Here is a 23,908-nt window from a genome sequence, read left to right on the forward strand (position 1 = left end):
CTCCTACGGGAAGGGGTGCGGGTTCAGGTTGCGGCCGGTGGCGCCGAGCCGGTCCGGTCCGTGCTGGCCCCGGGCGAGATGGCGATCCAGCCGTTCGCTGTAGAGCACCCGCTGCCGATGCCAGCCGAAGTCGATGGGTACCAGGGCGGGGGCGACCACCGCCGCGGTGTGCACCCCGACGATCTCCTGCTCCGGGCAGGTCTGGTCGACCGCCACCACGTCCCCGCCCAGGCCGGCGATCAGCCCGCTCAGGTATTCCGTGTCGGCCCGCAGGTCGTCGTGGGTCGGCCGGGTCGCCAACCAGTCGCCGTACAGGTCGCTCATGGACCGCAGCGGCGGGTCGTCGAAGAGGAACCGGGCGTGGTCGGTCATCTCCGGCAGGCCGTACAGCAGGGCGTGGTGACTGAGTTCGGTGACCTTGGTGTAGTCGCGGGTCATCTCCCGCAGCTCTGCTTCGCTGGCGGCCACCCGCTCGTCGAACCCGGGCACGTACGACGCGGTCTCGCAGACCGCGGCGCGGACCGCGTCATCGGGGTCGAGGCTGGCGCCGGCGGCGAAGCAGAGCTGACCGAGCCCGTCGCCGCGCTTGACGGCGACCGCGGTGACCACCGGGACGGGCAGGTCGGCGCGGGTGTCGAACAGGCGCAGGTCGTACCCGAGCAGGTTCACCCGATCGATCATGAAGTGCACCCGCTCGTCGCGGCAGGTGGTCGGGTCGATCTCGGCCAGCCGCGCGGAGCCGTACCAGGCGAGCAGGAAGGCGTCCCGCTCGACCAGTTCGAGCATGCCGTGCAGCAGCGCCTCCTCCAGGCAACTGCCACTGGCGCAGCCGTTGGAGCACTCCTGGACGAACTTGCGCTGGTCGGCGCGTCGGTCGAGGTAGTAGACCAACTGCTCGGGAACCAGCCGGGGTGTCTGGTCGCGCAGTGAGTAGCCCCAGACCCAGTGCATGGGTTCGGTCGGCGAGTAGGGGGCGTAGTAGAGCCCGTGGCCTTCGTAGAACGCCGGGTGGTAGCCGAGGCCGGCCGGGTCGAGGGCGTGCGGGGCGAGGTTGGCGTAACTGTCGAAGACCGTGGTCGTCCTGGCCCGGGGGAACTGGCCGGCGTACCGTTCCAGCCCTTCCAGCAACGCGTACGTCTCGCTGCTGCCGTAGCTGTTGGCGTGCCCGCTCCACCACATCTCGTGCAGGTCGTAGCGGCTGCGTACCCGGAAGTAGCCGGTCACCGGCGCGGTCGCGGTGGCGTTGTAGGCGCGCAGCGCGTTGCCGCCCAACGCACCGACGAGCGGGTTGGCCAGCGCCGTCACCGGCAGGTCAAGCTCTCCGGCCGACCGCAGCCGGTACGACTCCGGATCCGGCTTGGGGCGGCTGGTCAGCGGCATAACCGCAGCTTCGGCGGTGTCCGGTACGGGACGGGCGCAGGCCGGGCACTCGGAGTCGACCAGCACCGCCACGGTCGTCGTCTCCAGGGTGTCCATGCGCAGCTGCCAGAGGCGGCCCACTCCCGGCCGGTCGGGCGGCGAGTCGGCGGCGGTGAGGAGGAGTTGCCACAGGGCGTCGACGGCGAACGGGGTCAGGTGCGGCAGCGCGCCGACCGTGCCGACTCGGGCGCCGTGCTCCAGGGCGTGACGCTCCTCGCGTACCCGGATGGCCTGCCAGCGGCGCTGCACGCAGAGCGGGCAGGGTCCGACGTGCTCCCCCTGGGTCGGCGGCGACCAGCGTGGGCCGACCATCGCGGTGGCGCTGGACAACCAGACCGGCAGGACGTCGCCGCCGGACACCGTTTCGGCGCTGTCGCGGTTGGCGTCGATCAGCCCCAGCGCGGCGATGCGGACGGTTAGGCTGTCCAGCGGCGTCGGACCCGGCGCGGGCGGCCGCTCCTGGCGGCGTTCGTGGAGCACCTCACCGAGCTGCTTGAGGCTGCTGTCCCATCCGGTGGAGGTCGTCCGGACGTCGACGATCATGCGTTCACCTGTCTGCGGTCGTGCGGCGGGGGCGGGGTACCGGGTGCCCCGCCGACGTGGACCGCCGGCGGGGACGGTGGCGGCGGCGGTTATCCGCCGCCGCATCCGGTGCTGGTGCTGCTGCTACAGCAGCTGGACGTGCTGCAACTGCAACAGCTCGAGCAGGAACAGCTGGAGCTGGACCAGTCCATGACCATGGCGTCGATCGCGTCGACGTCCTCGATCTCGAACGTCTCCGTCTCGAGCGCGCGTAGTTCCTCAGTGAGCTCCGGCATCTGGGTACACCTCCCCTCGGGGTGTGCGGGTCACGTCGACCGCCGGGCGTGCGGAACGTCCGGCGGCAGGTGACCTAGCTGGTGCTGCTGCAACTCGACGAGGTGCAGCTGCAACAACTGGACGTACTGCAACTGGAGCAGCTCGACGTGCTGGTGCTGCTGCTGCAGATGTCCATCAGGTCGGCGGACAGATCCGCGATGTCCTCGACCTCGAACGTCTCGGTCTGCAGGTCGCGCAGTTCGCTACGGACCGAGTCGGCGAGCGAACCGGATGTCGGGGGTTGTGTCGGCACGGACGTCTCCTTGAGCCGCGATCGGCGCCAGTGGTCCTGGTAGGGGCCGCACCACCACGATGGTTCCAGCGGAGGCACGCAGGGCTGCTCGCCGGCTCGCACCGGCGGCGGTTGGACGTCGTGTTGCGATCCCACCAGGACGTAGGGTCATCGGCGTCGGGTTGAACCCGTTCACCCGGTCAGCCGCAGCTGGAAGTGCTGGTGCTGGTGCTGCAGCAGCTGGACGTGCTGCAACTGCAACAGCTGGAGCAGGAGCAGCTGGAGCTGCTCGCCGCGAGAATCTCCGAGCCGTCGGCGACCTCCTCGATCTCGAAGGTCTCAGTCTCCAGTTCACGCAGCTCGTCGTTCAGGGTGATCGGCATGTTTCCACCTCCTTTCACGATGTGTGCCTCGTCGGGACCACGTGTCGTGGTGGTTTCAGTCGGCCGTACGGCCGTGGTGGCGCAGCAGGACCACGCCGCTGCGGAACGCCCCGCCGGCATGGATGTCGCGGGTGGTGGTCTCCACCAGCAGCGCGCTGATCGACCGCTGGGCCAGCGCGGCCAGCACGGCGGCCCGGTCGGTCGCGGCTGGGGTGTCGGCAGGGTCGGTGGTGGAGCCGACCGGGGCGAGGTCGGCGAGGAGCGTCGCCGGCTCGAAGTCCCGCAGCACCGGGTCGCCGAGGTCGGCGTCGGTCCGCTCGAAGTGCCGCACCTGGACGTGGCCGACCGCGTCCCGCACGGCGGCCAGCCGGGTGGTGACCGGGTCGAAGCCACCGGCCAGCGCCCAGTACCGGCGGTCGGTGCCGGGCAGTTCGGTGACGGCGAGCACCGCGTGGGCCGGCGCGGCGGCCGGCAGCGCGACGACCGTCAGCCGGCAGCCGAGCCGGTGCGCCGCCTTGACCACAAACGCGGTGTCGTCGTCGCCGATCAACTCCTCGTCACAGACCAGGCGTGGGCCCGAACGACCGCGCATCGCGTTGATCAGCGCGTGGTAGGCCAGCGCGTCGGCCAGCCCACGGTCGATCACCTCATCGAGGGTGGCCCCGACGGCGGCCCCGGCCACCGTCGGCTCGGCCCAGCCCTCGGTGTCGTGGCCGCCGGTCGGCAGTGCCAGCGCGGCCGGAACCCAGACCTCGTCGGCCCCGCCGAGTACCCGGGCGGGCAGCCACCGCCGCCGCGGGTCGTCCGGCGGTGCGCCGGCCGCCGTGTCCAGTTCCGTCCAGGACACCGGATCGGCGCCACGTTCCCGCAGTTCGGCGGCGCTCGTGGTGAGCGTGCCGGACGGGTCGGCGTACCGGCCGGCGTGGTCGCGGATCGCCGTGCGGTAGGCGGCCAGCCGGGCACCCATCACGGTGTGCACGTCGAAGGCGGTCACCTCGCGGGGCCCACTGCGGCCGGGCAGCCGCAGCCGGGCCGTCTTCAGCGGCGCCTGTTCCAGCGGGTCGTCGACGAACCGGGTGAAGACGCCGGCGTTCGGCGCCACCAGCACCTCGGCCCGCTGGTACGTCGTCTCGTCGTCGCTGTCGGCGGGCGCCGGGGGAATGGGCACCTCGACGTGCCGGCAGACCGGGCATGCCGGGTGCGGCAGCACTCGCTCCCGGGTGGACTCCAACGTGGTCGTGTCCAGCAGCAGCACCCCGGTGGCAGTGTCCGCCGGGAGGGCGCCGGTGAGCACCCGGAACAGTTCGAACGCGGCGGCGTTGCCGACCATCCGGCCGGTCACCTCGGGCAGCACCGCCGGTGCGCCGACCGAGACGGCGAGTTGGCGCCAGAACCGCGCCGACGTCGCCGGATCGGCCGCGGCGGTGAGGCGCAGCTGGGCGCAGAGCCAGCACGGGGTCTGGCCGGTGGCCACGGTCGGCCCGATCACGGTGCGTTGCTCGTCCCAGTGCACCGGCACCAGCAGTGGACCGTCGCGGTGGCAGGTGCGGGCGAGGTCGGCGAGGCGGGACAGGCCCTCCGGGCCGGTGCAGTAGACGACCGCGTCGGCGCCGGCAACCGTCAGCGCCGCTGCGTGCACGTTAACCTCGGCCGCGATCTGGTCGGCGCTCAGCTCGTCGAGGTCGGCGCGGAGGGCTTCGACGTACCAGCCCGGTTCGTCCTCGGGGTACAGGTCCAGAGTGACGCATCCGTTGCGCAGCAGACCGCGGGCTGCCGCCAGTAGTGGTGCCCCGCTGCCACCCAGCGCCACCCGGGCCTGGTGGAAGCGCAGGAACCGGCCGGTGGGGTCGTCGGCGAAGTGATCGACGAACTCGACCTGCGCGGCGAATCGACGGGCCAACGGTTGCGGCAGCTCGGTGCGCTCCCCCGCGTCCTTGGCGAAGCCGCGGGCGATCAGCGCCCGGACCAGGGTGAGCACGGTCCTGCGCTGCCCGTCGTCGAGGGTCGCGGTGAGCTGCGCGAGGGTGTGTTCACCGGTGAGGTACGGGCTCAGCGAGGTCAACCAGCGGAAGGCCGTCCTGCCCTTGATCAGGAAGGCGGTGTCCGGGCCGCGCAGGTACGCCCCGGCCGGAGCGTCGAGGAAGACCACGTCGTGCCGCAGCTTCGGCCGCATTGCCAGCGTCTTCCCGGCGTCCGGCGACTCGCTCATCCACCGCTCCCATGCATCGACATCGGCCATCTCGAAAGCGACTACATGCTGCCCATGATCTACTCGCCCCGTCAACAAACTCTTTCAAAAAAAGCAATGTAGTCGGCGAATGCCCCGGTCGTGAGCCGCAGCTGCGACAAAACGTCCGTTCAAGGGGTCAGAGGTTCTTCCGTGCGTCGATCACCTCCGCTACCCTGTGGTGCATCCGAGGCTCCAGCGCAGGTCACAGCGTCGAATGGCGTCCAACCTGGATCACAGCCACGCGGCCATACGACGCCTGCCCACCGGGCACCCCGCCGAACTCACCGAAGGAATTAATTGGCGATGTGCAAGCAACCCTGCGTGGCGGCACAGGAAACGAGGCACCAGACATGAACATTCGTGGAAATCGACGTGACCGGTCCCCATTGCCCGATTTTCCGGTTACGGTGTGCCGTTGATGGGTGCGAGTTTCGCCGCCGAACTGCACGAGGTCAGCAAGCGCTATCCCGGTGGGGTCACCGCGGTCGACGGGCTCAGCCTGCGGGTTCGTGAGGGTGAGGTGCTCGGCTTCCTGGGGCCCAACGGCGCTGGTAAGACGACCACGATGCGAATGCTGGTGGGGCTCGTCCGCCCGAGTGCCGGTCGCATCCAGGTCCTGGGCCAGGCCCCCGGACGACAACTGGCCCGCATCGGGGCCCTGATCGAATCGCCCACCTTCTACCCGCACCTGACCGGCCGGGACAACCTGCGGCTGGCCGCCCGGTACGCGGGCGTGGCGGACGCCGCCACCGACCGCGTGCTCGATCAGGTGGGCCTGACCGCCCGGGCCCGCTCACCGTTTCGCACCTACTCGCTGGGCATGAAGCAGCGACTCGGGGTGGCCGCCGCGCTGCTCAAGGATCCGAGCCTGTTGATCCTCGACGAGCCGACCAACGGCCTCGACCCGGCCGGCGTTGCGGAAATGCGGGAGTTGCTGCGCTCACTCGGCCAAGGCGGGCAGACGGTCCTGCTCTCCAGCCACGTGCTCGCCGAGGTGGAGCAGGTCTGCGACCGGATCGCGGTCATCGACCGGGGCCGGCTAGTCGCCGAGGGTACGCCGGACGAGCTACGGGGCGCGTTGGGCACCGGCGTCCTGCTGATCGACGCCGACCCGATCGACACCGCGATCGCCTGCCTGCGCGCCGACGACCGGGTCCGGGCGGTGGAACACGTCGACGGGATGTTGCGGGTCAGCACCGACCCGGCCCTGGCCGCCGCGCTCAACCGACGACTCGTCACCGCCGGTGTCGACGTACGCGAACTGCGGGCGCTGCGCCACTCGCTGGAGGAGGCGTTCCTGGAACTGACCGCGCCGGCCGCAGCCGCGCCCGAGCAAGCCGATCAGGCAGCAGTGACGACGGGAGCCAGCCGATGATCGCCTCGGTACGCGCCGCCTGGTTCGCCGACCGCCGCCGCCCGGCGGTGTGGACGGTCACCGGGACCTGGACCCTGCTCGCCCTCGCGTTCGGCATCGGCATCCCGTACCTGGTGCACCTGACGCTGGCCGGCGACCCGGAGCAGGCCGACGCCGCCGAGACCCTGCTGGCTGCCGTCCTGCCCGGCCAACTGGTCACCACCGGCATCGGGCTGTTCCCACTCTTCGGCGGGGCCATCGTGGTCATCCTCGGCGCCCTGGCCGTCGGCAACGAGTACCGCTGGGGCACGTTCAACCTGATCTTCACGCAGCGTCCCCGGCGTGAGCAGGTGCTGGCCGGTCACGCCGTCGTCCTCTGTGGCCTGACCCTGCTGGTCGCCGTGGTCACCTTCGCCGCGTTGGCGCTGGTCACCGGAGTGCTGTCGATCGTGGAGGGGCGCAGCGCGGACTGGCCGCCGGTCACGGACCTGGCCGGTGCGGTGGCCGGCGCCTGGCTGATCTGCACCGCGCACGCCAGCGTCGGCTGGTTCCTCGCGATCGTCTTCCGCAGCACCGCCACCGCGATCGCGATCGGTCTGGTGTGGACCCTGGTCCTGGAGAACGCGATCAGCGGCCTGGCCCTCGTGCTGAGCCCGCTGGAGGTGCTGCAGAAGCTGCTGCTGGCACCGAGTTCCGGCGCGCTCGCCGGCGCCCTGGGTGCCCGGTCGCAGTTCGACGGCGGCACCCCCGGCGTGCTGGAATCGTCCAGTGCGGTGCTGCCGGCCGCGGTCCTGCTCGGGTACACCGTGCTGATGTTCGGGCTCGGCAGTTGGCTGGCGGCGCGTCGCGACGTCGGCTGACCCGCCGGAAACGGAGGAACAGATGGAGTTCCTACTCGCGTTCGCGTTGACCGGCCTGGTCGCCACCGGCGGCTGGATCGCCTACGCCGGGGTGCGCGGCTGGTCCCGGTTCCGGGACCGTCGGCACGAGGTACGGCTGGCCCGTGCTCAGGCGGCGGCGGAGATCCGCCAGGCCGAACTGCGTCAGGCCGAACTGGCCAACGAGACCTACCAGGACTTCGTCCGCCGCCACCCGCAGCGGTGAACGGTGGCGACCCCGGCCGGGGTCGCCACCGTCATGTCACGCGCGTCCGGACAGGTCCGGTCGCTCCTCGGCCACAGCCACCACCTCGGTCGCGGCCAGCGCCTCAGCGTCGGCCAGAGGTTCGGTCGCGGTGAGCGCCTCCGGCGACTCGTCGCGCACCGGCAGGCCGAGCCGCCGTACCGCCTCTTCGATCAGCGCCTCGCTGGTCGACCGCAGGTCGATGACGATGCCCGGCTCGTCCGGCCAGAGCGGTTCGAGTGTCGCGGTCTGCGAATCGAGCAAACTGGACGGCATGTACTCGTGGGTACGCACCGACATCCGTTCCCGGATGACCTCGGTCGGGCCGTCCAGATGCACGAAGAACACCCCCGGCGGCCCCTGCCGCAGCAGGTCCCGGTAGGAGCGCTTGAGCGCCGAGCAGGTCAGCACGGTCGAGGTGCCTTCCCGGTGCCGGGCGGTCATCCAGTCGGCCAGGGCCTGCAACCACGGCCAGCGGGCCTCGTCGTCCAGCGGTATCCCGGCCCGCATCCGGGTCACGTTGGCCTCGGAGTGGAACTCGTCGGCCTCGGCGAAGGTCAGTCCGGTCCGCGTGGCGATCCCCCGGGCCACCGTGGTCTTGCCCGCGCCGGACACCCCCATCACCACGATGTGCCGGGTCGACGGCTCACCAGTCATGGACCGTGCCGTCCTTGAGCCGGTTGAACGGCAGGTACGCGGGCTGGTACGGGAATCGCGCGGCGGCCTCCTCGTCCAACTCCACCCCGATACCGGGCTGCTCCCCCGGATGCAGGTAGCCGTCGGTGAAGGTGAACGACTGGCGGAACACCTCGTTGGTCAGCGGGCCGTGGCGCATGTACTCCTGGATGCCGAAGTTGTGGATGGCCAGGTCCAGGTGCAGCGCCGCGGCCATACCGACCGGAGAGATGTCGGTCGGGCCGTGGATGCCGGACTTGATCTGGTACTGGGCGGCGAAGTCGAGCAGCTTGCGCATGGCGGTGATGCCACCGGTGTGGGTGACCGCGGAACGCACGTAGTCGATCAGCTGTTCCCGGATCAGGGTCTGGTAGTCCCACACCGTGTTGAACACCTCGCCGATGGCCAGCGGCGTGGTGGTGTGCTGACGGACCAGCCGCAGCGCCTCCTGGTTCTCCGCCGGGGTGCAGTCCTCCAGCCAGAACAGGTCGTACGGCTCCAGGGCCTTGCCGAGCTTGGCGGCCTGGATCGGGGTCATCCGGTGGTGTCCGTCGTGCAGCAGCGGCAGTTCCGGACCGAACTCGGCCCGCACCGCCTCGAAGACACCGGGCAGGTGCCGCAGGTAGGCGCGGGTGTCCCAGTCCTCCTCGGCGGGCAGCGGGGTGCGCTGGGCCGGCTCGTAGTCGTAGCGCTTGCCGCCGGTGCTGGGCTGCGCGGCGACCCCGTACACGGCGTTGATGCCGGGCACCGAGGTCTGCACCCGGATCGAGCGGTACCCCTGTTCCAGGTGCGCACGGATCGAGTCGAACAGCTCCGGCACGTCGCGGCCGGAGGCGTGGCCGTACGCCATGATGCCGTTGCGCGACGCACCGCCCAGCAGCTGGTAGAGCGGCATGCCGGCGGCCTTGGCCTTGATGTCCCAGAGGGCCACGTCCACCGCGGCGATGGCGGCCATGGTGACCGGGCCGCGCCGCCAGTACGCCGAACGGTAGAGGAACTGCCAGGCGTCCTCGATGCGGTGCGCGTCCCGCCCGATCAGCAGTGGCACCACGTGGTCACGCAGGTACGAGGCGACGGAGAGTTCACGGCCGTTGAGCGTGCCGTCACCCAGACCGGTGATGCCGTCCGCTGTTGTGATCTTCAATGTGACGAAGTTGCGGTCAGGGCTGGAAACGATGACGTCGGCAGCGACGATCTTCACGAGGGGGTGCCTTTCTCGCAGTGTCAGCGGAGGGTGGTGCCGGCGGCGTTGCCGGTCAGCAGAGAAAGCTCGGCACGGCGGGGCAGACCCTCCCAGTCACCGTGGGCAGTGACCGCGAAGGCGCCGAGCGCCACCGCGCGCCGCAGCCGGTCGATGAGGTCCAGCCCGTCGAGGTGACCGGAGAGGTAGCCGGCGGTGAACGCGTCGCCGGCACCGACGGTGTCCACGGCGGTGACCGGCACCGCCGCGAGCTGCTGCACACCGTCGCGGGTGTGCACGCGGGCGCCGTCGGAGCCGAGCTTGACCAGCACGGTCTGCACGCCCCGGCGCAGCAGTGCGGCGACGACGTCGGCCTCGTCGGCACCGGGTTCGGCGACCAGGTCCAGTTCGTCGGCGGAGGCGATGACGATCGACGCGTACCCGGCCAGTGGGGTCAACACGGCGCGGGCGGCTTCCCGGGACCAGAGCCGGCCCCGGTAGTTGACGTCCAGCGACACGGTCATGCCCGCGGCAGCCGCCTGTCGGGCGGCGAACACCGTCGCCTCCCGTGCGCTGTCGGACAACGCCGGGGTGATGCCGCTCAGATGCAGCACCCGGGCACCGGCGGCGAGCGGCCCGGTGACGTCGTCGCAGGTCAGCGCGGAGCCGGCCGAGCCGGTGCGGTGGTACTGCACCCGGGTGACGTCGGCGGTCCGCCGTTCCAGGAACATCAGCCCGGCGGGCCGGTCGGGGTCGCGGCGTACGCCGTCGGTGTCGACGCCCTCGGCCCGCAGTTGACGCAGCACGAACTCGCCGAGTTCGTCGTCGCTGACCCGACCCACCCAGGCGGTCCGGTGACCGAGTCGGGCCAGTCCGATCGCCACGTTCGTCTCCGCGCCGGCCAGGTGCATGGTCAGTGGGCCGCCGACGGCCAGCGGGCCGGACGAGCGCAGCGACACCAACGCCTCGCCGAGGGTGAGCAGTTCCACGCCGGGTGCGGTCACCGTGGCCCCGCTTCGCGGACCGCCGCCCGGTAGGCGCGGGCCCGTTCCCGCAGCGCGTCGAGGTCGCCGCCGGAGGCGGCGTCGCCCACCAGCGGGCCGCCGACGCCGACCGCGATCGCGCCGACCGCCAGGTAGCCGGGCAGCTCGGCCAGGCCCACCCCGCCGACGGCGACGAACGGGATGTCCGGGAACGGATCGCGGACCGCCTTCAGGTACGACGCACCGCCCACCGACGCCGGGAACAGCTTGACCACGCCGGCACCCGCCCGTACGGCGGTGTACGCCTCGGTCGGGGTGAGCGCGCCCGCGGCGACCGGCAGGCCCCGGCGGGCCGCCTCGGGGATCGAGTCGACCACGGCCGGGGTGACCACGAACTGGGCGCCGGCCGCCGCCACGTCGGCGACGTCCGCCGGGGTGAGCACCGTGCCGGCGCCGACCAGGGTGCCGGCCGGCGCGTCCGCCCGGATCGCGGCGATGGCGTCCAGCGCGCCCGGGGTGGTCAGCGCCACCTCGACGATCGACACCCCCTCGGCCAGCAGTGCGGTGCCGGTGGCGATCGCGGCGGCGGTGTCGGTGCCCCGGATGATCGCCAGCAGCCGGTTCGCGCTGAGTTCGGTGGTGAGCAGGTCGGTCATGGTCACCATTCCGCGTACGAGCCGTCGACGTGCCGGAACATGGGGCTGCGCCAGGCGTGGCCCCGCTTGTCTGCCGCGCGTACCGCCTGCTCGTCGATCTCGATGCCCAGCCCCGGAGCGGTGAGACGTTGCACGTACCCGTCGACGAAGGTCAGCGGCTGCTGGTCGACACAGTAGTCGAGCACCTCGGTACCGAGGTTGTAGTGGATGCCGATGCTCTGCTCCTGGATCAGGTAGTTCGGCGTGGCGAAGCCGACCTGCAGGCAGGCGGCCAGGGCGATCGGCCCGAGGGGGCAGTGCGGGGCCAGTTGCACGTCGAACGTCTCGGCCAGCGCGGCGATCTTGCGTACCTCGGTGATGCCGCCGGCGTGCGACAGGTCCGGCTGGGCCACCGCGATGCCGGCCTGGAGCACCGGCAGGAACTCCTGCCGGTTGTAGAGCCGTTCCCCGGTGGAGACCGGGGTGGTGGTGGAGCGGACGAACTCCCCGATCAGGTGGGAGTTCTCCGGCACCACCGGCTCTTCCAGGAAGAACGGCCGGTACGGCTCCAGCAGCGGCGCGACCCGGCGAGCGTTGGCGAGGGTGAACCGGCCGTGGAAGTCTACGGCCACGTCCCGGTGCTCGCCGAGCACCTCGCGGGCGGCCGCGACCCGCTGGACCACCTCGTCGAGTTCGGCGACGGTGGCCAGCGGGCTCATCCGCCCGGAGGCGTTCATCTTCACGGCGGTCAGTCCCGCCTCCACCCGCGCGGCGATCTGGTCGCGCACCTCGCTGGGCTCGTCACCGCCGACCCAGCCGTAGACCCGGATCCGGTCCCGGACGGGTCCGCCGAGCAGTTGGTGCACGGGGGCGCCGTACCGCTTGCCGGCGATGTCCCACAGCGCCTGGTCCAGTCCGGCGACGGCGCTGGCCAGGATCGGGCCGCCCCGGTAGAAGGAGCCCTTGGTCATCACCTGCCAGTGGTCTTCGATGCGCAGCGCGTCCTGGCCGATCAGCAGCTCGCTGAGCTGCTCCACGGCGGTGCGTACGGTTTCCGAGCGGCCCTCGCAGGTCGCCTCGCCCCAGCCGACGATGCCGTCGGTGGTCTCCACCCGGACGAACAGCCAGCGGGGTGCGACGAGGAACGTCTCGACGCGGGAGATGGTGGTCATGTGTTCAGCCCTTCGTCGCGCCTGCGGTGAGTCCGGAGACGATGTACTTCTGCACGAACAGCGCGATGAGCATGATGGGCAGGGTGACCACAGTGGTCGCCGCCATCAGGCCGCCCCAGTCGATGCTGGCGTAACCGACGAAGTCGAAGATCGCCACGGGCAGGGTCTTGGTGTTCGCGCCGGAGAGCACCAGGGCGAACATGAAATTGTTCCAGGAGAAGATGAAGGACAGGATGCCGGCGGTCGCGATACCCGGCACCGACAGCGGCAGGGTGACCCGACGGAAGGCCCCGATCGGGGTCAGACCGTCGACCTGGGCGGCCTCCTCCAGCTCGTCCGGCAGGCCGTCGAAGTAGCCCATCATGATGTAGACGATCAACGGCAGCGACACGAACATGTGGCTGAGGATCAGCACGGTGAAGCCGCCGACCATGCGCATGTTCGAGAAGACGTAGTACCAGGGCACCAGCAGCGAGACACCGGGGATGACCCGGGCCATCAGCACCACCAGCGCCGACTTGCGCATGTTGAACCGGCTCATCGCGTACGCGGCCGGCACCCCGAGCAGCAACGACAGCACGGTGGCGGCGAAGGCCACCCAGAGGCTGTTGCCGATGAACTGGACGTAGTTGGCCTGTTGCAGGACGGTGCCGTAGTTGTCCAGCGTCGGCGAGAAGATCAGGGCCTTGCTGGAGTCGTAGATGTCGACGTTGGTCTTGAAGGAGGCGGCGACCATCCAGACCAGCGGCGCCACCAGGGAGAGCACGACGACCACCAGGGCCACCGCGCGGAAGGCCCGGAACCCGGCGCTTGCCTTCATCGTCCGGCCTCCTTCTTCTTGCGGGAGGTGAGCACCCACATCACGCCGATGATGATCAGGAAGAACAGGATCAGCACCGTCGAGGACAGGCCGTACTCGTTGTAGTCGAAGCTCAGTCCGTAGGCGTACACGTTGAGCGTCTCCACCTCGTGGAACGAACCGCCACCGCGGCCCTTGGTCGCGTAGAGGATGTCGAAGGTCTTCAGCGCGTCGATGCCGCGCAGCAGCACCGCGACGATCACGGTGGGCATCAGCAGCGGCAGGGTGACGTGCCGGAACCGCTGCCAGGTGCTCGCGCCGTCGATCATCGCCGCTTCCTGCGGCTCGTCGGAGAGCGAGGTCAGACCGGCCAGCAGGATCAGCACCACCATCGGGGTCCACTGCCAGATGTCGATGAAGATCGTGGTGGCCAGCGCGCTGTTCTGCCCGGCCAGCCACGGCTGCGGGCCAATGCCGACCCAGCCGAGGATCTGGTTGGCCATACCGATGTTGGGGTCGAAGATGAGCCGCCACATCATGCCGACGGCCACCGGGGTGGCGACCAGCGGCAGCAGGATCGCGACCCGGACCCACTTCTCGCCCTTGAACGGACGCCACAGCAGCAGGGCGATCGCCATGCCGAGCACTACCTCGAAGAAGAGTGCGGCACCGGTGAAGGCGGCGGTCCGGCCCACGGCCGGCCAGAACCGGTCGGTGTCGCTGAGCACGTCCAGGTAGTTGCGCAGCCCGATGAACTCCGACTCGGCCCGCACGGACCCCGAGGAGTCGGTGAGGCTGAGGTAGAGGGTCCAGGCGAGCGGGAAGATGATCAGCGCGGCGACGAAGGCCATGGCCGGGGCCGCGAAGAGCCACTTGCGATGGTCGTTGGCCCAACGGGCCCAGCCGGGCGTGTCGGGCATGACTCCGGCGCCGCGTGGCGTCCGGCTGGGTGCGGTTACAGCTGGCATCAGATCTCCGTGAGGGGGAGGCCGGACGGGGGTGGCGGGGCGACGCCCCCACCACCCCCGTGCCCGGACTTAGCGGGCCTCGTCGTCCAGGAACTTCTGGAAGGCCTGGTTGGCGGCCTCGGCGGAGGCGGCAGCGTCCTTGCCGGTGATGGCGTCGACGATCGGCTGACCGACGATCTCGCGGGCCTGGGCGACCCGCTCGACCACCGGACGGTCGTGACCGACACCGTTGGCCAGGCTCACGGTGATCGCCTCGGCCATGTCCTGCGGGTAGGTGGCGATGCCCTCAGGGTTCTCCCACACCGAGGTACGGGCACCCGGCACGCCGGCCTTCTGCTGCTCCAGGGTCTGCGCCTTACCGGCCGCCCACTGGATGAACTTCCAGGCGTTGTCCTGGTTCTTCGAGGCGTCGTTGACGGCCAGGCCCCAGGAGGGCACGTTGTACGGCTTCGAGCCGGCCGGGCCGGCCGGGAACGGCGCGAACCCGACGGTCTCGGAGACCTTCGACTTGGCCGGGTCGGTGGCGTTCTTGTAGAGCGAGTTCGCCTCCGGGTAGAAGGCGGCCTGGCCCTGGGTGAAGATGGCCATCGCCTCGGACCAGCTCATGTCGGTGCTGATGTTGGCCGGGCCGTGCTCCCGCAGCAGACCGCCGTAGAAGGCGTACGCCTGCTTGGCGGCGTCGGTGCTGACCGCGGACTTGCCGGACTCGTCGACGAAGTCGCCGCCGAAGCTGAACAGGAAGCTGGAGAACTGGGTGACCGCGGCTGCCTTGCCGGTACGCGCGACGAAGCCGGCCACACCCGGGTTGTCGGCCTGGATCTTCGCAGCCTGGGTCTTCAGCTCGTCCAGGGTCGCCGGCGGGGCGCTGAAGCCGGACTTTTCCAGCAGGTCCTTGCGGTAGTAGAGCACCTGCTGCTCGGTGATGATCGGCACGCCGACCACCTTGTCCTCGTAGGTGGTGGCGCTCAGCGGCGCGGCCTGGAAGTCGGCGAGGTCGAAGTCGCTGCTGCCCTTGGCCTTGTCGGTCAGATCGGCGAGGTACTTGTTCTTGGCGAACAGCCGGCCTTCCTGCAGCGGGCGGTACATCATCACATCGATGTCGCTGGAGCCGGCGTTGAGCTTGACGTTGTACTGGTCGGACAGCTGGTCCTCACCGAGCTGGGTGACCTCGACCTTGAGGCCGGTCTCCCGCTCGAACTCCGGCAACGCCTTCCGGATGTTCTCGGTCCACACATGGTTGACCAGGGTGACCCGCACGGTGTCCGAGGAGCCGCTGTCGTCACCGCTGCTGCAGGCGGACAGCGTCAGGGCGGACACCATCGCCAGAGATATACCGATTTTCGACCGACGTCCCACGTCCGTCTCTCCTTCTGTGTTGGTCGCGACCGTGGGGGAACGGACACGACAACGGGTTTTTACATCCGCTTAACGTCCGGATGCTAGGCCGAAAAAGCAGACTTATACAAGAGGTACTCCTAACTGATATGATCCGAGACGTGATTGTGCCCTCATCTGGGGTTGCACCCGCACAGGCCGCCCCGGCTGAGGCTGGGCTGCACGGACGGGTCCTCGACCACCTCGGCACCGCCATCTGCGGCGGGGAGCTGACCGCCGGCGCGGTGCTCAACATCGATGAGCTCGTCGACCGCTACGCGGTCTCCCGATCGGTGATCCGCGAAGTGTTGCGGGTGCTGGCGTCGATGGGGTTCATCGAGACCCGTCGCCGGGTCGGCGTCATGATCCGGTCAGCCGATCATTGGAACGTCTTCGATCCCCAGGTGATCCGGTGGCGGCTGGCCTCCGCCGGCCGCATCGCCCAGATCCGCTCGATCACCGAGCTGCGTACCGCCGTGGAGCCGCACGCCGCCTGGCTGGCCGCCCAGCGCGTCGACCATGACGACGCGAGCGAGCTGGTCGGGCTCGCCGCGAAGATGTGGGCCGCCGGCAAGGCCGGTGACGAGGAGCGCTTCCTGCGCCTGGACATCGAGTTCCATCAGCGGGTGCTGCGCGCCTCCGGCAACGAGATGTTCGTCAAGCTCCAGAACCTGGTCGCCGAGGTGCTCATCGGTCGGCATCACTACCACCTGATGCCGCACTACCCGCACGAGCAGGCCCTCCAACTGCACGCCGAGGTCGCTCAGGGGATCCAGCGACACGACGGCGACAGCGCCCGCCGGGCGATGGTGCAGATCATGGAGCACGCGTTCGAGGAGATGTCGTCGATCTGGGAGCAGACGCTCCACACCGAGCCCCACTCGGCCTGAAACACCCGCGGTCAACGCGGCCGGATCAGCCACTCCCAGGCCCGCCGCAGACCCAGCCGTACCGGGTCGTCGGACTCCTCGACCTGTTCGGCCGGCATGTCCGTGCCCGGCTCGTGCAACTGCCCGGCCGGCACCGACAGCACCACGCCCCGCTCGTAGAGCTCGGCGATCTGCTCCCGGTGGGCGAATCGGTGCGCGTGGTGGTCCTGGGACGGTTTGATGATCACGCCATGGAAGATGTCCTGCGGTTCGTCGGCGACGACGTGTTCGACCACCCCGACGAACGCCGAGTCGGGGGCGTAGACCGGGATGCCGTCGGCGAGTGCGAGGTACGAGACCTTCGCGCCGAGATCCGTCACGGCCACCTCACCTACGCCACGACGACCGGCGTGTCGACCAGGTGCTCGGCGACGAACCAGGTCTGCAACTCATTGGTACGGATGATGTTCGACACCAGCAGGTCGTTGCTGCCGTCGTCGCCACCCTCGGCGACCCTCGCCGCCGCGTCGTGCGCGTCGATGAGGATCGTCTCGTGCGCCTCCAGCAGGCGGGACAGCATCGCCGGCACCTCCTCGGCACCGTCCGGCGGGCGCGGGATCCGGGTCAGTTCGGCCACGTGCCGGGGATCTCCCACGGCGATCCCGCCCAGCGTCTGGATCCGCTCGGCGACCATGTCCACCAGCGCCACCTGCTCGTCGGCGTGCTTGTCCAGCAACAGATGCAGCTGGTAGAAGGTCGGCCCGCGCATCAGCCAGTGGTGCTTCTTGTAGAGCGAGTACAGGATCCGGGTGTCGGCCAGCACCCGGTTGAGCCGCTCACAGGAGTACATCCGCGCGTCGTACGACAGCGCGACCGGCAACTGCCGTACGGTGCCGTACGCCTGGATCTCGCGACCGTGCTGGTGCAGTCGGGGCTGGCTGTCCGAGCGCGCCTTCTGCTGGGTCATGCTCTCCTCCTCGACAGTGCTCCGGCGGCAGCCCGACACCACCCGCCCGCCTTGTGACAGAGCCGGCGCATACCCACTGACGCCGTGGCTAACCCCGGCCTGCGGGGCCCCCCGCCCGGGGCGACGGGCATACGATGCGGCGCATGGCGTTACTGCACCGGGCGGAGGTCCGCCCCACCAAGCTCGAACTGTTGACCGCCTGGCTGCCCAGCCGCGGCTGGTATCAGGGCGACGCCGCCGCCGAGCTGGTGCGGGTGGCCGCGTACCGGTTCGACGATCCGGCCGGTGAGGTCGGCATCGAGACGCTGCTGGTGCGCGCCGGGGCCGGCCCAGTCCACCAGGTGCCGCTGACCTACCGTGGCGCGCCGCTGCCGGCCGCCGACGCCTGGCTGATCGGCACCATGGAGCACTCCGTGCTGGGTACCCGCTGGATCTACGACGCCTGCGCCGACCCGGTGTACGCGGCCGCGCTGGCCGACGCCGTCCTCGCCGGCACCGGGCAGGCCCAGGAGTACTTCGAGGTCGACGGCCACCGCGAGGTGCGTGCGCCGAACATGGACATCACCAGTGAGCCGGGCGACGCCGACGTGCCGACCGTCGGCGCGGTGCGCCGGGTCGTGGACGGCACACTGACCGTGATCGTCACCGACACCGTGGAGCTGACCCTGGTCCGTCGTTCCGACGCGGCCACCGGCAGTACGGCCGGCACGGCCGGCACGGCCGGCACGCTGACCGGCGTCTGGGACGGCGTCAGCATGCCCCTGGCGTACGCCTCGGCGCGCTGACGCCCGATTGCCACCGGCGCAGCGGGCAGGGCAGCCATCCCGCATCGATGCATACCCGGTATGCTCCCGCCTCATGCGATCTCACCCCGACCGCCGCACCATCGCGCTCACCGCCGTGCTCGGCGGGCTGCTGCTCGGCATCCTCGACTTCATCTGGATCAAGTTCGTGCCCTACCCGTTCGCCGAACTGGGCAACTCCAGCGCGGTCTGGGCGGTCGCCGCCTTCGCCTTCGGCTTCTGGGTCCGCACCGGCTGGGCGCGCGCGGCCCTCGGCGCCGCCGTCGCGCTCGTCGTCGCGGTACCCGGCTACTACATCGCGGCAGCGCTCATCCAGGGCGACGACTGGGCGGTGCTCTGGGCACCGACCTCGCTGCTCTGGATGAGCTTCGGCGTCCTCGCCGGAGTGGTCTTCGGCATCGGCGGCGTCTGGGCACGCGGTCGAGGATGGCAACAGGTGGTGGGCGTCGCCCTGCCCGGCGCGGTGCTCTTCGCCGAGGCGCTGATCGACGCCCGCCGCATCAACCACCCGAACTACGGCATCGATTCGCTCTGGGACGCCCTGATCAGGCTCACGCTCGGCGTCCTCGTCGTGGTCATCGCCGGACGTGGCGCCCGGTCACGGCTGCTCGCGCTGGCCGTGGCACTACCCATGTCCCTGGTCGGCTTCGCGGCCTTCCGACTGGCCGGCTTCGACTCCTGACCGTCAGTCGGTGAAGGGCGCGAGGTCCAGCTTGGCGAGGCGGTCCGGATCGGCGATCACGTCGATCTCGGCGACCAGTCCACCCGAGACGGTGAAGGCCAGCACCGACAACGGCCGACCTGCCGCGGTCACCACCACACCCGCACCGCCGTTGATGACGGCGGGCCGGGCGAACGGGGAGAACCGGCCGAAGGTGACCGCCTGGGCGGCGACGTCCCGGGCACCGGTGAGCACGGTGGTGTGACGGGTGCGCGCCACACCACCGTCGGAGCGCAGCACCACGTCCGGGTGCAGCACGCCGACCAGCGCCTCGATGTCCCCGTCGCGGGCGGCGGCGAGGAACGCGTCGACCACCTGCCGCTGCCGGGCCAGATCACCGTCGGTCGGCGGGGCGTGGCCGCGTACCCGGCGGCGGGCCCGGCTGGCCAGTTGCCGGGCCGCTGCCGGTGACCGGCCGATCATCGGCGCGATCTCGTCGAACGGCACGCCGAACATGTCGTGCAGCACGAAGGCGAGCCGTTCAGCCGGGGTGAGGGTGTCCAGGACCACCAGCAACGCCAGCCCCACCGAGTCGGCCAGCACGGCGGCGTACTCGGGATCGTCCGCGCCGGCCGGTGCGACCACCGGGTCCGGTACCCGGACGTCCAGCGGCTCCTCGCGGCGCCGCTGACGGCCACGCAGCGTGTTCAGGCTGATCCGGGCGACCACCGTGGTCAGCCAGGCGGCGAGATTGTCGAGGTCGTCGACGTCGGTGCGGGAAAGCCGCAGCCAGGTCTCCTGCACGGCGTCGTCGGCCTCGCCGAGGGAGCCGAGCATCCGGTAGGCCACCGCGCGCAGGTGCGGACGGTGCTCCTCGAACCGCTCGGCCAACCAGCTACGCCCGTCCATGTCGATCCCCTCCCCCGGCTACACCGACTCGACCCCGACGGACAGCCCGACGTGACACGCGGGTGACCCGGATCACTCGCCGGTCACACCGACCAGGTGGGCGGGGTCGAGCCGGTGAAGCCCCGAACGGTAACCGACCGCGAGCGCACCGCCCGGTCCCGACGAAGGGAGAACGTCGTGCATCCACCGATCCTCGTCACCGGCGGCACCGGCACCCTCGGCCGCCTGGTCGTCCCGCTGCTGCACGAGGCCGGCCACTGGGTACGGGTCCTCAGCCGCCAGGGCGGCGAGCCCTCCCCCGGCGTCACCCACGTCACCGCCGACCTGGCCACCGGAGAGGGCGTCGACGCGGCGGTCCGCGACGTGCAGATCGTGCTGCACCTGGCCGGCGGGCAGAAGGGCGACGACCGACTGGCCCGTACCCTGGCGCGGGCCGCGCGGCAGGCCGGCGTACGCCATCTGGTTTTCGTCTCGGTCATCGGAGCCGACCGGATTCCGCTGGCCTGGCTGCGGACGAAGCTGGCTGCCGAGCACGCCATCGCCGACTCCGGCGTGCCGTGGACGACGCTGCGCGCCGCCCAGTTCCACGAGCTGACCCTCACCCTGGTACGCAAGATGTCGGCCCTGCCGGTGATCCCGGTCCCCGGCGGGATGCGGCTGGAACCGGTGGACGGCCGTGAGGTCGCCGCCCGGCTCGCCGAGCTGACGCTGGCCGCGCCCGCCGGCCTGGTGCCCGACCTGGCCGGCCCACAGGTGTACGGGCTCGGCGAGCTGATCCGCAGCTACCTGCGGGCCGTCGGCCGACGTCGGCCGTTGATGCCGGTACGGATGCCAGGCAAGGCGGGTCGCGCCTACCGGGAGGGGGCGAACCTGGCCCTGCCCGGCGCGACGAGAGGCACCCTGGCCTGGGGGCAGTTCCTCGCCGACCAGGTCGGACAACCCTGGTAGGCGCGTCGGGCCCGGTCGGGACACCACGGGGGCGTCCCGGCCGGGCCGGGCCGAATGCTACCGACGGTCAGGAGACGCGGGTCGGCTGCACGGGGAACGACGGGAAGCGGGGCAGGTCGGTGTCGTCGAAGTCGAAGTCCAACTCGTTGACCACCTCGACCACACCGCTCACCCGGGCGGCGAGCCGTCCCGCGATGTCGACCGCCGAGCGCCGGTCCAGCCTTCCGGTCATGGTCACCACGCCGTCGCGTACCTCGACCCGGACGGATCCTTCGCGCACCGCCAGGACCCGGCGCAGCACCTCCTGCACGACGTCGTGGCGGATGTCCGCGTCCGGTCGCAGGTGCACCCGCAACAGGTCGGAGCGGGTGACGATGCCGACGACCCGGCCCAGGTCGTCCACCACCGGCAGGCGTTTGACCTGCTCGCGGTCCATCAGCTTGGCGGCGGCCACCAGGGAGGTGTGCGGGGAGACGGTCACCGCCGGGGCGGTCATCAGCTCCCGGGCGTTGCCCGCCTCACCCTTGCGCCGTGTCCTGCGCTGCCGGGCGCCCTCGAAGATGCGCCGCTCGTGCGGCTCCCCCATCCATTCCACCTTGTGCAGCAGGTCCGCCTCGGACACCACACCACGTACGTGCCCGAAATCGTCCACCACCGGCACGGCGCTGACCCGCCGGTCGGCAAGCAGATCGACGATCTGCCGGTACGGCGTCTGCTCCACCACCGTGGCGACGTCCCTGGTCATCACGTCTTCCACCTGCCAGGCCCGCATCACGACCTCCTCTGTAAGGCTTGCGAATCCACGCTATGCCGGACCCGACCGGGCAGGTCAGTGCTGCCCGACCCGCCTCGACGGGACCTCCGGCCCGGCCTGACCAGGCACATCGGCGCGCGCCGGGCAGGCGATGGCGGCACGGCCGCGTGCCCGGCAGGCGTTTGGCGACGCGGCGGGCACGGTGGTGCGTCGGGCAGCGTTGGCGGCGCGTGGAGCAGGCACGGTGACGCACGGGGCAGCACGCAGCGCGACCGGTTGGTAGCGTGACGGCGACCTCACCGGTGGTCGGCGGCGAGGTCGCCGGGGAGGGTCGCATGTGGGCGGACGAGGCTGCGTTGGACGCGACGCAACGCCGGCTCGACGAGTGGGAGGCGTCGTTCGCCGACCGGGCGCAGCGGGCCAGCGCCCTGGCCGCACGGGTCGGCGCGCTGACCGGCACCGCCCACAACGCCGACGGCAGCGTCGAGGTCACCGTCGACTCGGCGGGGCTCCTGGTCGACCTGCGGTTGGACGAACGGGTCCGGCAACAGTCTGCGGCACACACCGCGCGGCAGGTACTGGCCACCACCCGCGCCGCGCAGGCCGACCTGCTGCGCCGGATCACGGCGGCGACCACCGAGACGCTCGGCGAGGACAACCCGGCCGCGACGGCGCTGCTCGACTCCTACCGACGCCGGCTCGCCGCTGAGCAGGGCACCCCGGATATCGGCCGGTGACCGCATGGCGAACAGGTCCCTCGAATGCCGGCCGGTGACCGCATCCAGGTCGACCCGGACGGCCTGACCACCCACGCGACGCACCTCGACCAGCACGCCGACACCCTCGACACCACCCGCCGAGCCGGCCAGCACGTCCGGCTCAGCGCCGACGCGTACGGTCAACTCTGCGCGATCATGCCCGCGCTGCTCGACGGACTGCAACACGTCCTCATCGACGGCATCGGCACCGCCGCCACCTCGGTCCGCGACACCGCCGGCCGGTTACGCACCAGCGCCGAGGCTTACCGGGCCGCCGACCTACGCACCCAACACCGCCTGGACCAGGTACGGAACCAGCGGTGACCGGCAACCCGCTCGTCGCCGCCCCGGTGCACACCGGGCCGAGCGCCTGGGCGGGTGTGTGGATCCTCGAAGACATCGAACTGATCCACCAGGGGGTCACCACCGGCAGTTGGATCGACGGCAGCCTCGGCGTGGTCAGCGCCGGCCTCGACGCCCTCGCCTTCGTCTCCGACCCGGTGGGCGCCCTGCTCCAGTACGGCATCGCCTGGCTCATCGAACACGTAAAACCGCTCAGCGAAGCCCTAGACTGGCTCGCCGGTGACCCGGCGCAGATCACCGCCCACGCCCAGACCTGGCGCAACGTGGCAGCCTCGCTGCGCGACGAGGCCGTAACGCTGGCCCGCGACGTCAACACCGACATCGCGGCCTGGCACGGCGAGGCCGCTCGCGCCTATCGTGCCTGGTCCACCGAACAACGCCAGGCCCTCACCGGGCTCGCCCGAGGCGCCGACGCGATGGCCGCCATCACCGAAGGCACCGCCGGCCTGGTCGCCGCCGTCCGCCTGCTGATCCGCGACGCCATCGCCACCTGCGTCTCCCGCCTCATCGTGTACGCCACCGAACTCATCGCCACCGCCGGCCTGGCCACTCCCCTGGTCATCGAGCAGGTCACCACGCTGGTCGCCGCCTAGGCGGCCCGTATCGCCCGGTTGCTTCGCGGGCTGCTCAACAGCCTCCGTCAACTCATGCCCACCATCCGCCGCCTCGGCACCCTCATCGACCAGCTCAAACAAGCCCTCGCTCGACTCCATAGCGGACCACCCAGCCCGAGCAAGGAACCTGCGCGCCCCGAGGAACCTCGTGGGTCTCCGGCTCTTCGCGAGGTGGAAGAAGAACGCGTTCATGATCTCGGCATGGATCCCGCGACGGGCCGGTTCCGGCCCGGCGAGGCAGAGACGGCCCTTCGGCTGGAAGCCGTACTTGGCGTCAGGCTGACCCGCGCGCCGGCAGAATCTTCGGCCGACTGGGTGGACGAAGCAGGCCGCACCTATGATGCAGTCGGCAACTTCCCCGGTGATTTCTTTGACCGGCAGTGGCCGCAGCTCCAGTATCAGATCGAGCGACACCTGGACAAGGCCGACTTTGTCCCGGTGGACGTATCAAGGTTTTCAGCAGAGCAAATCTCGCAGGTCGAGCGCTTCATCGCCGACCGTGGTCTTGCTCCGCGTGTCTTCATCGTGGGGACGTGATGGCTAGACTCATCGTGCTCCGGCCCGGGGTGGACTGGACCGCCACCGGAGGCCTGTTCGACTGGACACTGGAGTTCTTGATCTCCCGTCTCTCCAACCGAGCCATTGCAGGGCAGCTACAGGAGATCGTGGACAACAACCTGGGATCGTTGTGGCTGCATGAGCTTCCTGGCTCGGCGCAACAGGAGATCATCGGGCATCTGCGCAACGGCCTGATCTCGGCGGGCGAGGAACAGCTTCCCGACACCGAGCAGAAGAGAGTCGTCCTCGGACACCTTCAAGAGCTGGTGGACGCCACGCATGCCGCCGGCTTTCCAGAGCGATCCGGACCGTGACCACTG

At 70.6% G+C, this 23,908-nt stretch carries 29 protein-coding genes; 12 read left to right on the plus strand and 17 right to left on the minus strand.

Annotated elements, in window-relative coordinates; translation table 11 throughout:
• Positions 1 to 3: 3 nt before the first annotated feature.
• The 5 genes from AB0M35_RS20555 to AB0M35_RS20575 all read right to left on the minus strand — a co-directional run bounded on the left by AB0M35_RS20555 (position 4) and on the right by AB0M35_RS20575 (position 5,101).
• Positions 4 to 1,962, minus strand: a complete 1,959-nt coding sequence (locus AB0M35_RS20555; RefSeq protein WP_363747147.1) for a TOMM precursor leader peptide-binding protein — start codon at positions 1,960 to 1,962, stop codon at positions 4 to 6.
• Between the two features lie 89 nt (positions 1,963 to 2,051).
• Positions 2,052 to 2,237 carry a thiazolylpeptide-type bacteriocin gene (locus AB0M35_RS20560; RefSeq protein ID WP_046564718.1) on the minus strand — a complete coding sequence of 62 codons (186 nt, stop codon included), beginning with the start codon at positions 2,235 to 2,237 and terminating at the stop codon, positions 2,052 to 2,054.
• 74 nt (positions 2,238 to 2,311) lie between these two features.
• Positions 2,312 to 2,530, minus strand: a complete 219-nt coding sequence (locus AB0M35_RS20565; protein ID WP_081476133.1) for a thiazolylpeptide-type bacteriocin — start codon at positions 2,528 to 2,530, stop codon at positions 2,312 to 2,314.
• 179 nt (positions 2,531 to 2,709) lie between these two features.
• Positions 2,710 to 2,892 (minus strand): hypothetical protein, encoded by a 183-nt coding sequence (locus AB0M35_RS20570; protein ID WP_363747148.1) that lies wholly within the window; start codon positions 2,890 to 2,892, stop codon positions 2,710 to 2,712.
• 55 nt (positions 2,893 to 2,947) lie between these two features.
• A complete protein-coding gene (locus AB0M35_RS20575) occupies positions 2,948 to 5,101 on the minus strand; it encodes a TOMM precursor leader peptide-binding protein (RefSeq protein WP_363747149.1) in 2,154 nt (717 codons plus the stop codon).
• A gap of 439 nt (positions 5,102 to 5,540) precedes the next feature.
• Between AB0M35_RS20575 and AB0M35_RS20580 the strand changes: the two genes are divergently transcribed.
• From AB0M35_RS20580 to AB0M35_RS20590, 3 genes are read left to right on the plus strand one after another with little or no spacing between them, the layout of a single operon-like run.
• Positions 5,541 to 6,497 carry an ABC transporter ATP-binding protein gene (locus AB0M35_RS20580; protein WP_363747194.1) on the plus strand — a complete coding sequence of 319 codons (957 nt, stop codon included), beginning with the start codon at positions 5,541 to 5,543 and terminating at the stop codon, positions 6,495 to 6,497.
• Entirely contained in the window at positions 6,494 to 7,336 is an 843-nt protein-coding gene (locus AB0M35_RS20585) for an ABC transporter permease (protein ID WP_363747150.1), read from the plus strand. The genes AB0M35_RS20580 and AB0M35_RS20585 overlap by 4 nt, the downstream gene beginning before the upstream one ends.
• Before the next feature lie 22 nt (positions 7,337 to 7,358).
• A complete protein-coding gene (locus AB0M35_RS20590) occupies positions 7,359 to 7,580 on the plus strand; it encodes a hypothetical protein (RefSeq protein WP_363747151.1) in 222 nt (73 codons plus the stop codon).
• 36 nt (positions 7,581 to 7,616) lie between these two features.
• On the opposite strand, the gene AB0M35_RS20595 is transcribed toward AB0M35_RS20590, so the two are convergent.
• From AB0M35_RS20595 to AB0M35_RS20630, 8 genes are all read right to left on the minus strand, one after another.
• Positions 7,617 to 8,255: a gluconokinase gene (locus AB0M35_RS20595; RefSeq protein WP_363747152.1), complete on the minus strand. Its 639-nt coding sequence runs from the start codon at positions 8,253 to 8,255 to the stop codon at positions 7,617 to 7,619.
• Positions 8,245 to 9,474, minus strand: a complete 1,230-nt coding sequence (gene manD, locus AB0M35_RS20600; protein WP_203221015.1) for a D-mannonate dehydratase ManD — start codon at positions 9,472 to 9,474, stop codon at positions 8,245 to 8,247. Before manD ends, AB0M35_RS20595 begins: the two co-directional genes overlap by 11 nt.
• 23 nt (positions 9,475 to 9,497) lie before the next feature.
• Positions 9,498 to 10,457 (minus strand): sugar kinase, encoded by a 960-nt coding sequence (locus AB0M35_RS20605; RefSeq protein WP_363747153.1) that lies wholly within the window; start codon positions 10,455 to 10,457, stop codon positions 9,498 to 9,500.
• Positions 10,454 to 11,092 (minus strand): bifunctional 4-hydroxy-2-oxoglutarate aldolase/2-dehydro-3-deoxy-phosphogluconate aldolase, encoded by a 639-nt coding sequence (locus AB0M35_RS20610; RefSeq protein WP_363747154.1) that lies wholly within the window; start codon positions 11,090 to 11,092, stop codon positions 10,454 to 10,456. The genes AB0M35_RS20605 and AB0M35_RS20610 overlap by 4 nt, the downstream gene beginning before the upstream one ends.
• A 2-nt stretch (positions 11,093 to 11,094) precedes the next feature.
• A complete protein-coding gene (dgoD, locus tag AB0M35_RS20615) occupies positions 11,095 to 12,243 on the minus strand; it encodes a galactonate dehydratase (RefSeq protein WP_363747155.1) in 1,149 nt (382 codons plus the stop codon).
• A gap of 4 nt (positions 12,244 to 12,247) precedes the next feature.
• A complete protein-coding gene (locus AB0M35_RS20620) occupies positions 12,248 to 13,063 on the minus strand; it encodes a carbohydrate ABC transporter permease (RefSeq protein ID WP_363747156.1) in 816 nt (271 codons plus the stop codon).
• A complete protein-coding gene (locus AB0M35_RS20625; RefSeq protein ID WP_363747157.1) occupies positions 13,060 to 14,010 on the minus strand; it encodes a sugar ABC transporter permease in 951 nt (316 codons plus the stop codon). The genes AB0M35_RS20620 and AB0M35_RS20625 overlap by 4 nt, the downstream gene beginning before the upstream one ends.
• Before the next feature lie 69 nt (positions 14,011 to 14,079).
• Positions 14,080 to 15,330 carry a sugar ABC transporter substrate-binding protein gene (locus AB0M35_RS20630; RefSeq protein ID WP_363747158.1) on the minus strand — a complete coding sequence of 417 codons (1,251 nt, stop codon included), beginning with the start codon at positions 15,328 to 15,330 and terminating at the stop codon, positions 14,080 to 14,082.
• A 176-nt stretch (positions 15,331 to 15,506) separates the two neighbouring features.
• Here AB0M35_RS20630 and AB0M35_RS20635 point away from each other — a divergent pair, with 176 nt between their 5' ends.
• Entirely contained in the window at positions 15,507 to 16,274 is a 768-nt protein-coding gene (locus tag AB0M35_RS20635; RefSeq protein WP_363747159.1) for a FadR/GntR family transcriptional regulator, read from the plus strand.
• 11 nt (positions 16,275 to 16,285) lie between these two features.
• On the opposite strand, the gene AB0M35_RS20640 is transcribed toward AB0M35_RS20635, so the two are convergent.
• Both AB0M35_RS20640 and AB0M35_RS20645 read right to left on the minus strand, forming a co-directional pair.
• Positions 16,286 to 16,633: a hypothetical protein gene (locus AB0M35_RS20640; protein ID WP_363747160.1), complete on the minus strand. Its 348-nt coding sequence runs from the start codon at positions 16,631 to 16,633 to the stop codon at positions 16,286 to 16,288.
• Between the two features lie 11 nt (positions 16,634 to 16,644).
• Positions 16,645 to 17,220 (minus strand): DNA starvation/stationary phase protection protein, encoded by a 576-nt coding sequence (locus AB0M35_RS20645; RefSeq protein ID WP_363747161.1) that lies wholly within the window; start codon positions 17,218 to 17,220, stop codon positions 16,645 to 16,647.
• A 143-nt stretch (positions 17,221 to 17,363) separates the two neighbouring features.
• On the opposite strand from AB0M35_RS20645, the gene AB0M35_RS20650 reads away from it, so the two are divergent.
• Entirely contained in the window at positions 17,364 to 18,005 is a 642-nt protein-coding gene (locus tag AB0M35_RS20650; RefSeq protein WP_363747162.1) for a hypothetical protein, read from the plus strand.
• 73 nt (positions 18,006 to 18,078) lie between these two features.
• Positions 18,079 to 18,705, plus strand: coding sequence for a DUF6518 family protein (locus AB0M35_RS20655; protein ID WP_363747163.1), 627 nt, complete (start codon positions 18,079 to 18,081; stop codon positions 18,703 to 18,705).
• 3 nt (positions 18,706 to 18,708) lie between these two features.
• On the opposite strand, the gene sigJ is transcribed toward AB0M35_RS20655, so the two are convergent.
• Entirely contained in the window at positions 18,709 to 19,593 is an 885-nt protein-coding gene (gene sigJ / locus AB0M35_RS20660) for an RNA polymerase sigma factor SigJ (RefSeq protein ID WP_363747164.1), read from the minus strand.
• 177 nt (positions 19,594 to 19,770) lie between these two features.
• On the opposite strand from sigJ, the gene AB0M35_RS20665 reads away from it, so the two are divergent.
• The gene (locus tag AB0M35_RS20665) at positions 19,771 to 20,541 is read left to right on the plus strand and encodes an NAD(P)H-binding protein (protein WP_363747165.1); all 771 of its coding nucleotides are present in this window, start codon (positions 19,771 to 19,773) and stop codon (positions 20,539 to 20,541) included.
• 67 nt (positions 20,542 to 20,608) lie between these two features.
• Here AB0M35_RS20665 and AB0M35_RS20670 read toward each other — a convergent pair whose 3' ends face one another.
• Positions 20,609 to 21,313, minus strand: coding sequence for a CBS domain-containing protein (locus AB0M35_RS20670; RefSeq protein WP_363747166.1), 705 nt, complete (start codon positions 21,311 to 21,313; stop codon positions 20,609 to 20,611).
• A gap of 266 nt (positions 21,314 to 21,579) precedes the next feature.
• Between AB0M35_RS20670 and AB0M35_RS20675 the strand changes: the two genes are divergently transcribed.
• From AB0M35_RS20675 to AB0M35_RS20695, 5 genes are read left to right on the plus strand one after another with little or no spacing between them, the layout of a single operon-like run.
• Positions 21,580 to 22,032 carry a YbaB/EbfC family DNA-binding protein gene (locus AB0M35_RS20675; RefSeq protein WP_363747167.1) on the plus strand — a complete coding sequence of 151 codons (453 nt, stop codon included), beginning with the start codon at positions 21,580 to 21,582 and terminating at the stop codon, positions 22,030 to 22,032.
• Positions 22,033 to 22,056: 24 nt separating this feature from the next.
• Complete coding sequence (locus AB0M35_RS20680) at positions 22,057 to 22,377, plus strand: type VII secretion target (protein WP_363747168.1); 321 nt, start codon at positions 22,057 to 22,059, stop codon at positions 22,375 to 22,377.
• Positions 22,374 to 23,009, plus strand: coding sequence for a WXG100 family type VII secretion target (locus tag AB0M35_RS20685; protein ID WP_363747169.1), 636 nt, complete (start codon positions 22,374 to 22,376; stop codon positions 23,007 to 23,009). Before AB0M35_RS20680 ends, AB0M35_RS20685 begins: the two co-directional genes overlap by 4 nt.
• A 54-nt stretch (positions 23,010 to 23,063) precedes the next feature.
• Positions 23,064 to 23,567 carry a hypothetical protein gene (locus AB0M35_RS20690; protein ID WP_363747170.1) on the plus strand — a complete coding sequence of 168 codons (504 nt, stop codon included), beginning with the start codon at positions 23,064 to 23,066 and terminating at the stop codon, positions 23,565 to 23,567.
• 29 nt (positions 23,568 to 23,596) lie between these two features.
• Positions 23,597 to 23,902, plus strand: coding sequence for a hypothetical protein (locus AB0M35_RS20695; protein ID WP_363747171.1), 306 nt, complete (start codon positions 23,597 to 23,599; stop codon positions 23,900 to 23,902).
• Positions 23,903 to 23,908: the final 6 nt, after the last annotated feature.

Origin of the sequence: Micromonospora sp. NPDC051196 (assembly GCF_040682415.1) — a bacterium.
GTDB lineage: Bacteria > Actinomycetota > Actinomycetes > Mycobacteriales > Micromonosporaceae > Micromonospora.

Excerpts from the sequence above, each read along its gene's own strand:
- AB0M35_RS20555 (WP_363747147.1), bottom strand. The coding sequence starts at position 1,962 with ATGATCGTCGACGTCCGGACGACCTCCACCGGATGGGACAGCAGCCTC.
- AB0M35_RS20560 (WP_046564718.1), bottom strand. The coding sequence starts at position 2,237 with ATGCCGGAGCTCACTGAGGAACTACGCGCGCTCGAGACGGAGACGTTC.
- AB0M35_RS20570 (WP_363747148.1), bottom strand. The coding sequence starts at position 2,892 with ATGCCGATCACCCTGAACGACGAGCTGCGTGAACTGGAGACTGAGACC.
- AB0M35_RS20575 (WP_363747149.1), bottom strand. The coding sequence starts at position 5,101 with ATGAGCGAGTCGCCGGACGCCGGGAAGACGCTGGCAATGCGGCCGAAG.
- AB0M35_RS20580 (WP_363747194.1), top strand. The coding sequence starts at position 5,541 with ATGGGTGCGAGTTTCGCCGCCGAACTGCACGAGGTCAGCAAGCGCTAT.
- AB0M35_RS20585 (WP_363747150.1), top strand. The coding sequence starts at position 6,494 with ATGATCGCCTCGGTACGCGCCGCCTGGTTCGCCGACCGCCGCCGCCCG.
- AB0M35_RS20590 (WP_363747151.1), top strand. The coding sequence starts at position 7,359 with ATGGAGTTCCTACTCGCGTTCGCGTTGACCGGCCTGGTCGCCACCGGC.
- AB0M35_RS20595 (WP_363747152.1), bottom strand. The coding sequence starts at position 8,255 with ATGACTGGTGAGCCGTCGACCCGGCACATCGTGGTGATGGGGGTGTCC.
- AB0M35_RS20610 (WP_363747154.1), bottom strand. The coding sequence starts at position 11,092 with ATGACCGACCTGCTCACCACCGAACTCAGCGCGAACCGGCTGCTGGCG.
- dgoD (WP_363747155.1), bottom strand. The coding sequence starts at position 12,243 with ATGACCACCATCTCCCGCGTCGAGACGTTCCTCGTCGCACCCCGCTGG.
- AB0M35_RS20620 (WP_363747156.1), bottom strand. The coding sequence starts at position 13,063 with ATGAAGGCAAGCGCCGGGTTCCGGGCCTTCCGCGCGGTGGCCCTGGTG.
- AB0M35_RS20625 (WP_363747157.1), bottom strand. The coding sequence starts at position 14,010 with ATGCCAGCTGTAACCGCACCCAGCCGGACGCCACGCGGCGCCGGAGTC.
- AB0M35_RS20630 (WP_363747158.1), bottom strand. The coding sequence starts at position 15,330 with ATGGTGTCCGCCCTGACGCTGTCCGCCTGCAGCAGCGGTGACGACAGC.
- AB0M35_RS20645 (WP_363747161.1), bottom strand. The coding sequence starts at position 17,220 with ATGACCCAGCAGAAGGCGCGCTCGGACAGCCAGCCCCGACTGCACCAG.
- AB0M35_RS20650 (WP_363747162.1), top strand. The coding sequence starts at position 17,364 with ATGGCGTTACTGCACCGGGCGGAGGTCCGCCCCACCAAGCTCGAACTG.
- AB0M35_RS20655 (WP_363747163.1), top strand. The coding sequence starts at position 18,079 with ATGCGATCTCACCCCGACCGCCGCACCATCGCGCTCACCGCCGTGCTC.
- sigJ (WP_363747164.1), bottom strand. The coding sequence starts at position 19,593 with ATGGACGGGCGTAGCTGGTTGGCCGAGCGGTTCGAGGAGCACCGTCCG.
- AB0M35_RS20670 (WP_363747166.1), bottom strand. The coding sequence starts at position 21,313 with ATGCGGGCCTGGCAGGTGGAAGACGTGATGACCAGGGACGTCGCCACG.
- AB0M35_RS20680 (WP_363747168.1), top strand. The coding sequence starts at position 22,057 with ATGCCGGCCGGTGACCGCATCCAGGTCGACCCGGACGGCCTGACCACC.
- AB0M35_RS20690 (WP_363747170.1), top strand. The coding sequence starts at position 23,064 with ATGCCCACCATCCGCCGCCTCGGCACCCTCATCGACCAGCTCAAACAA.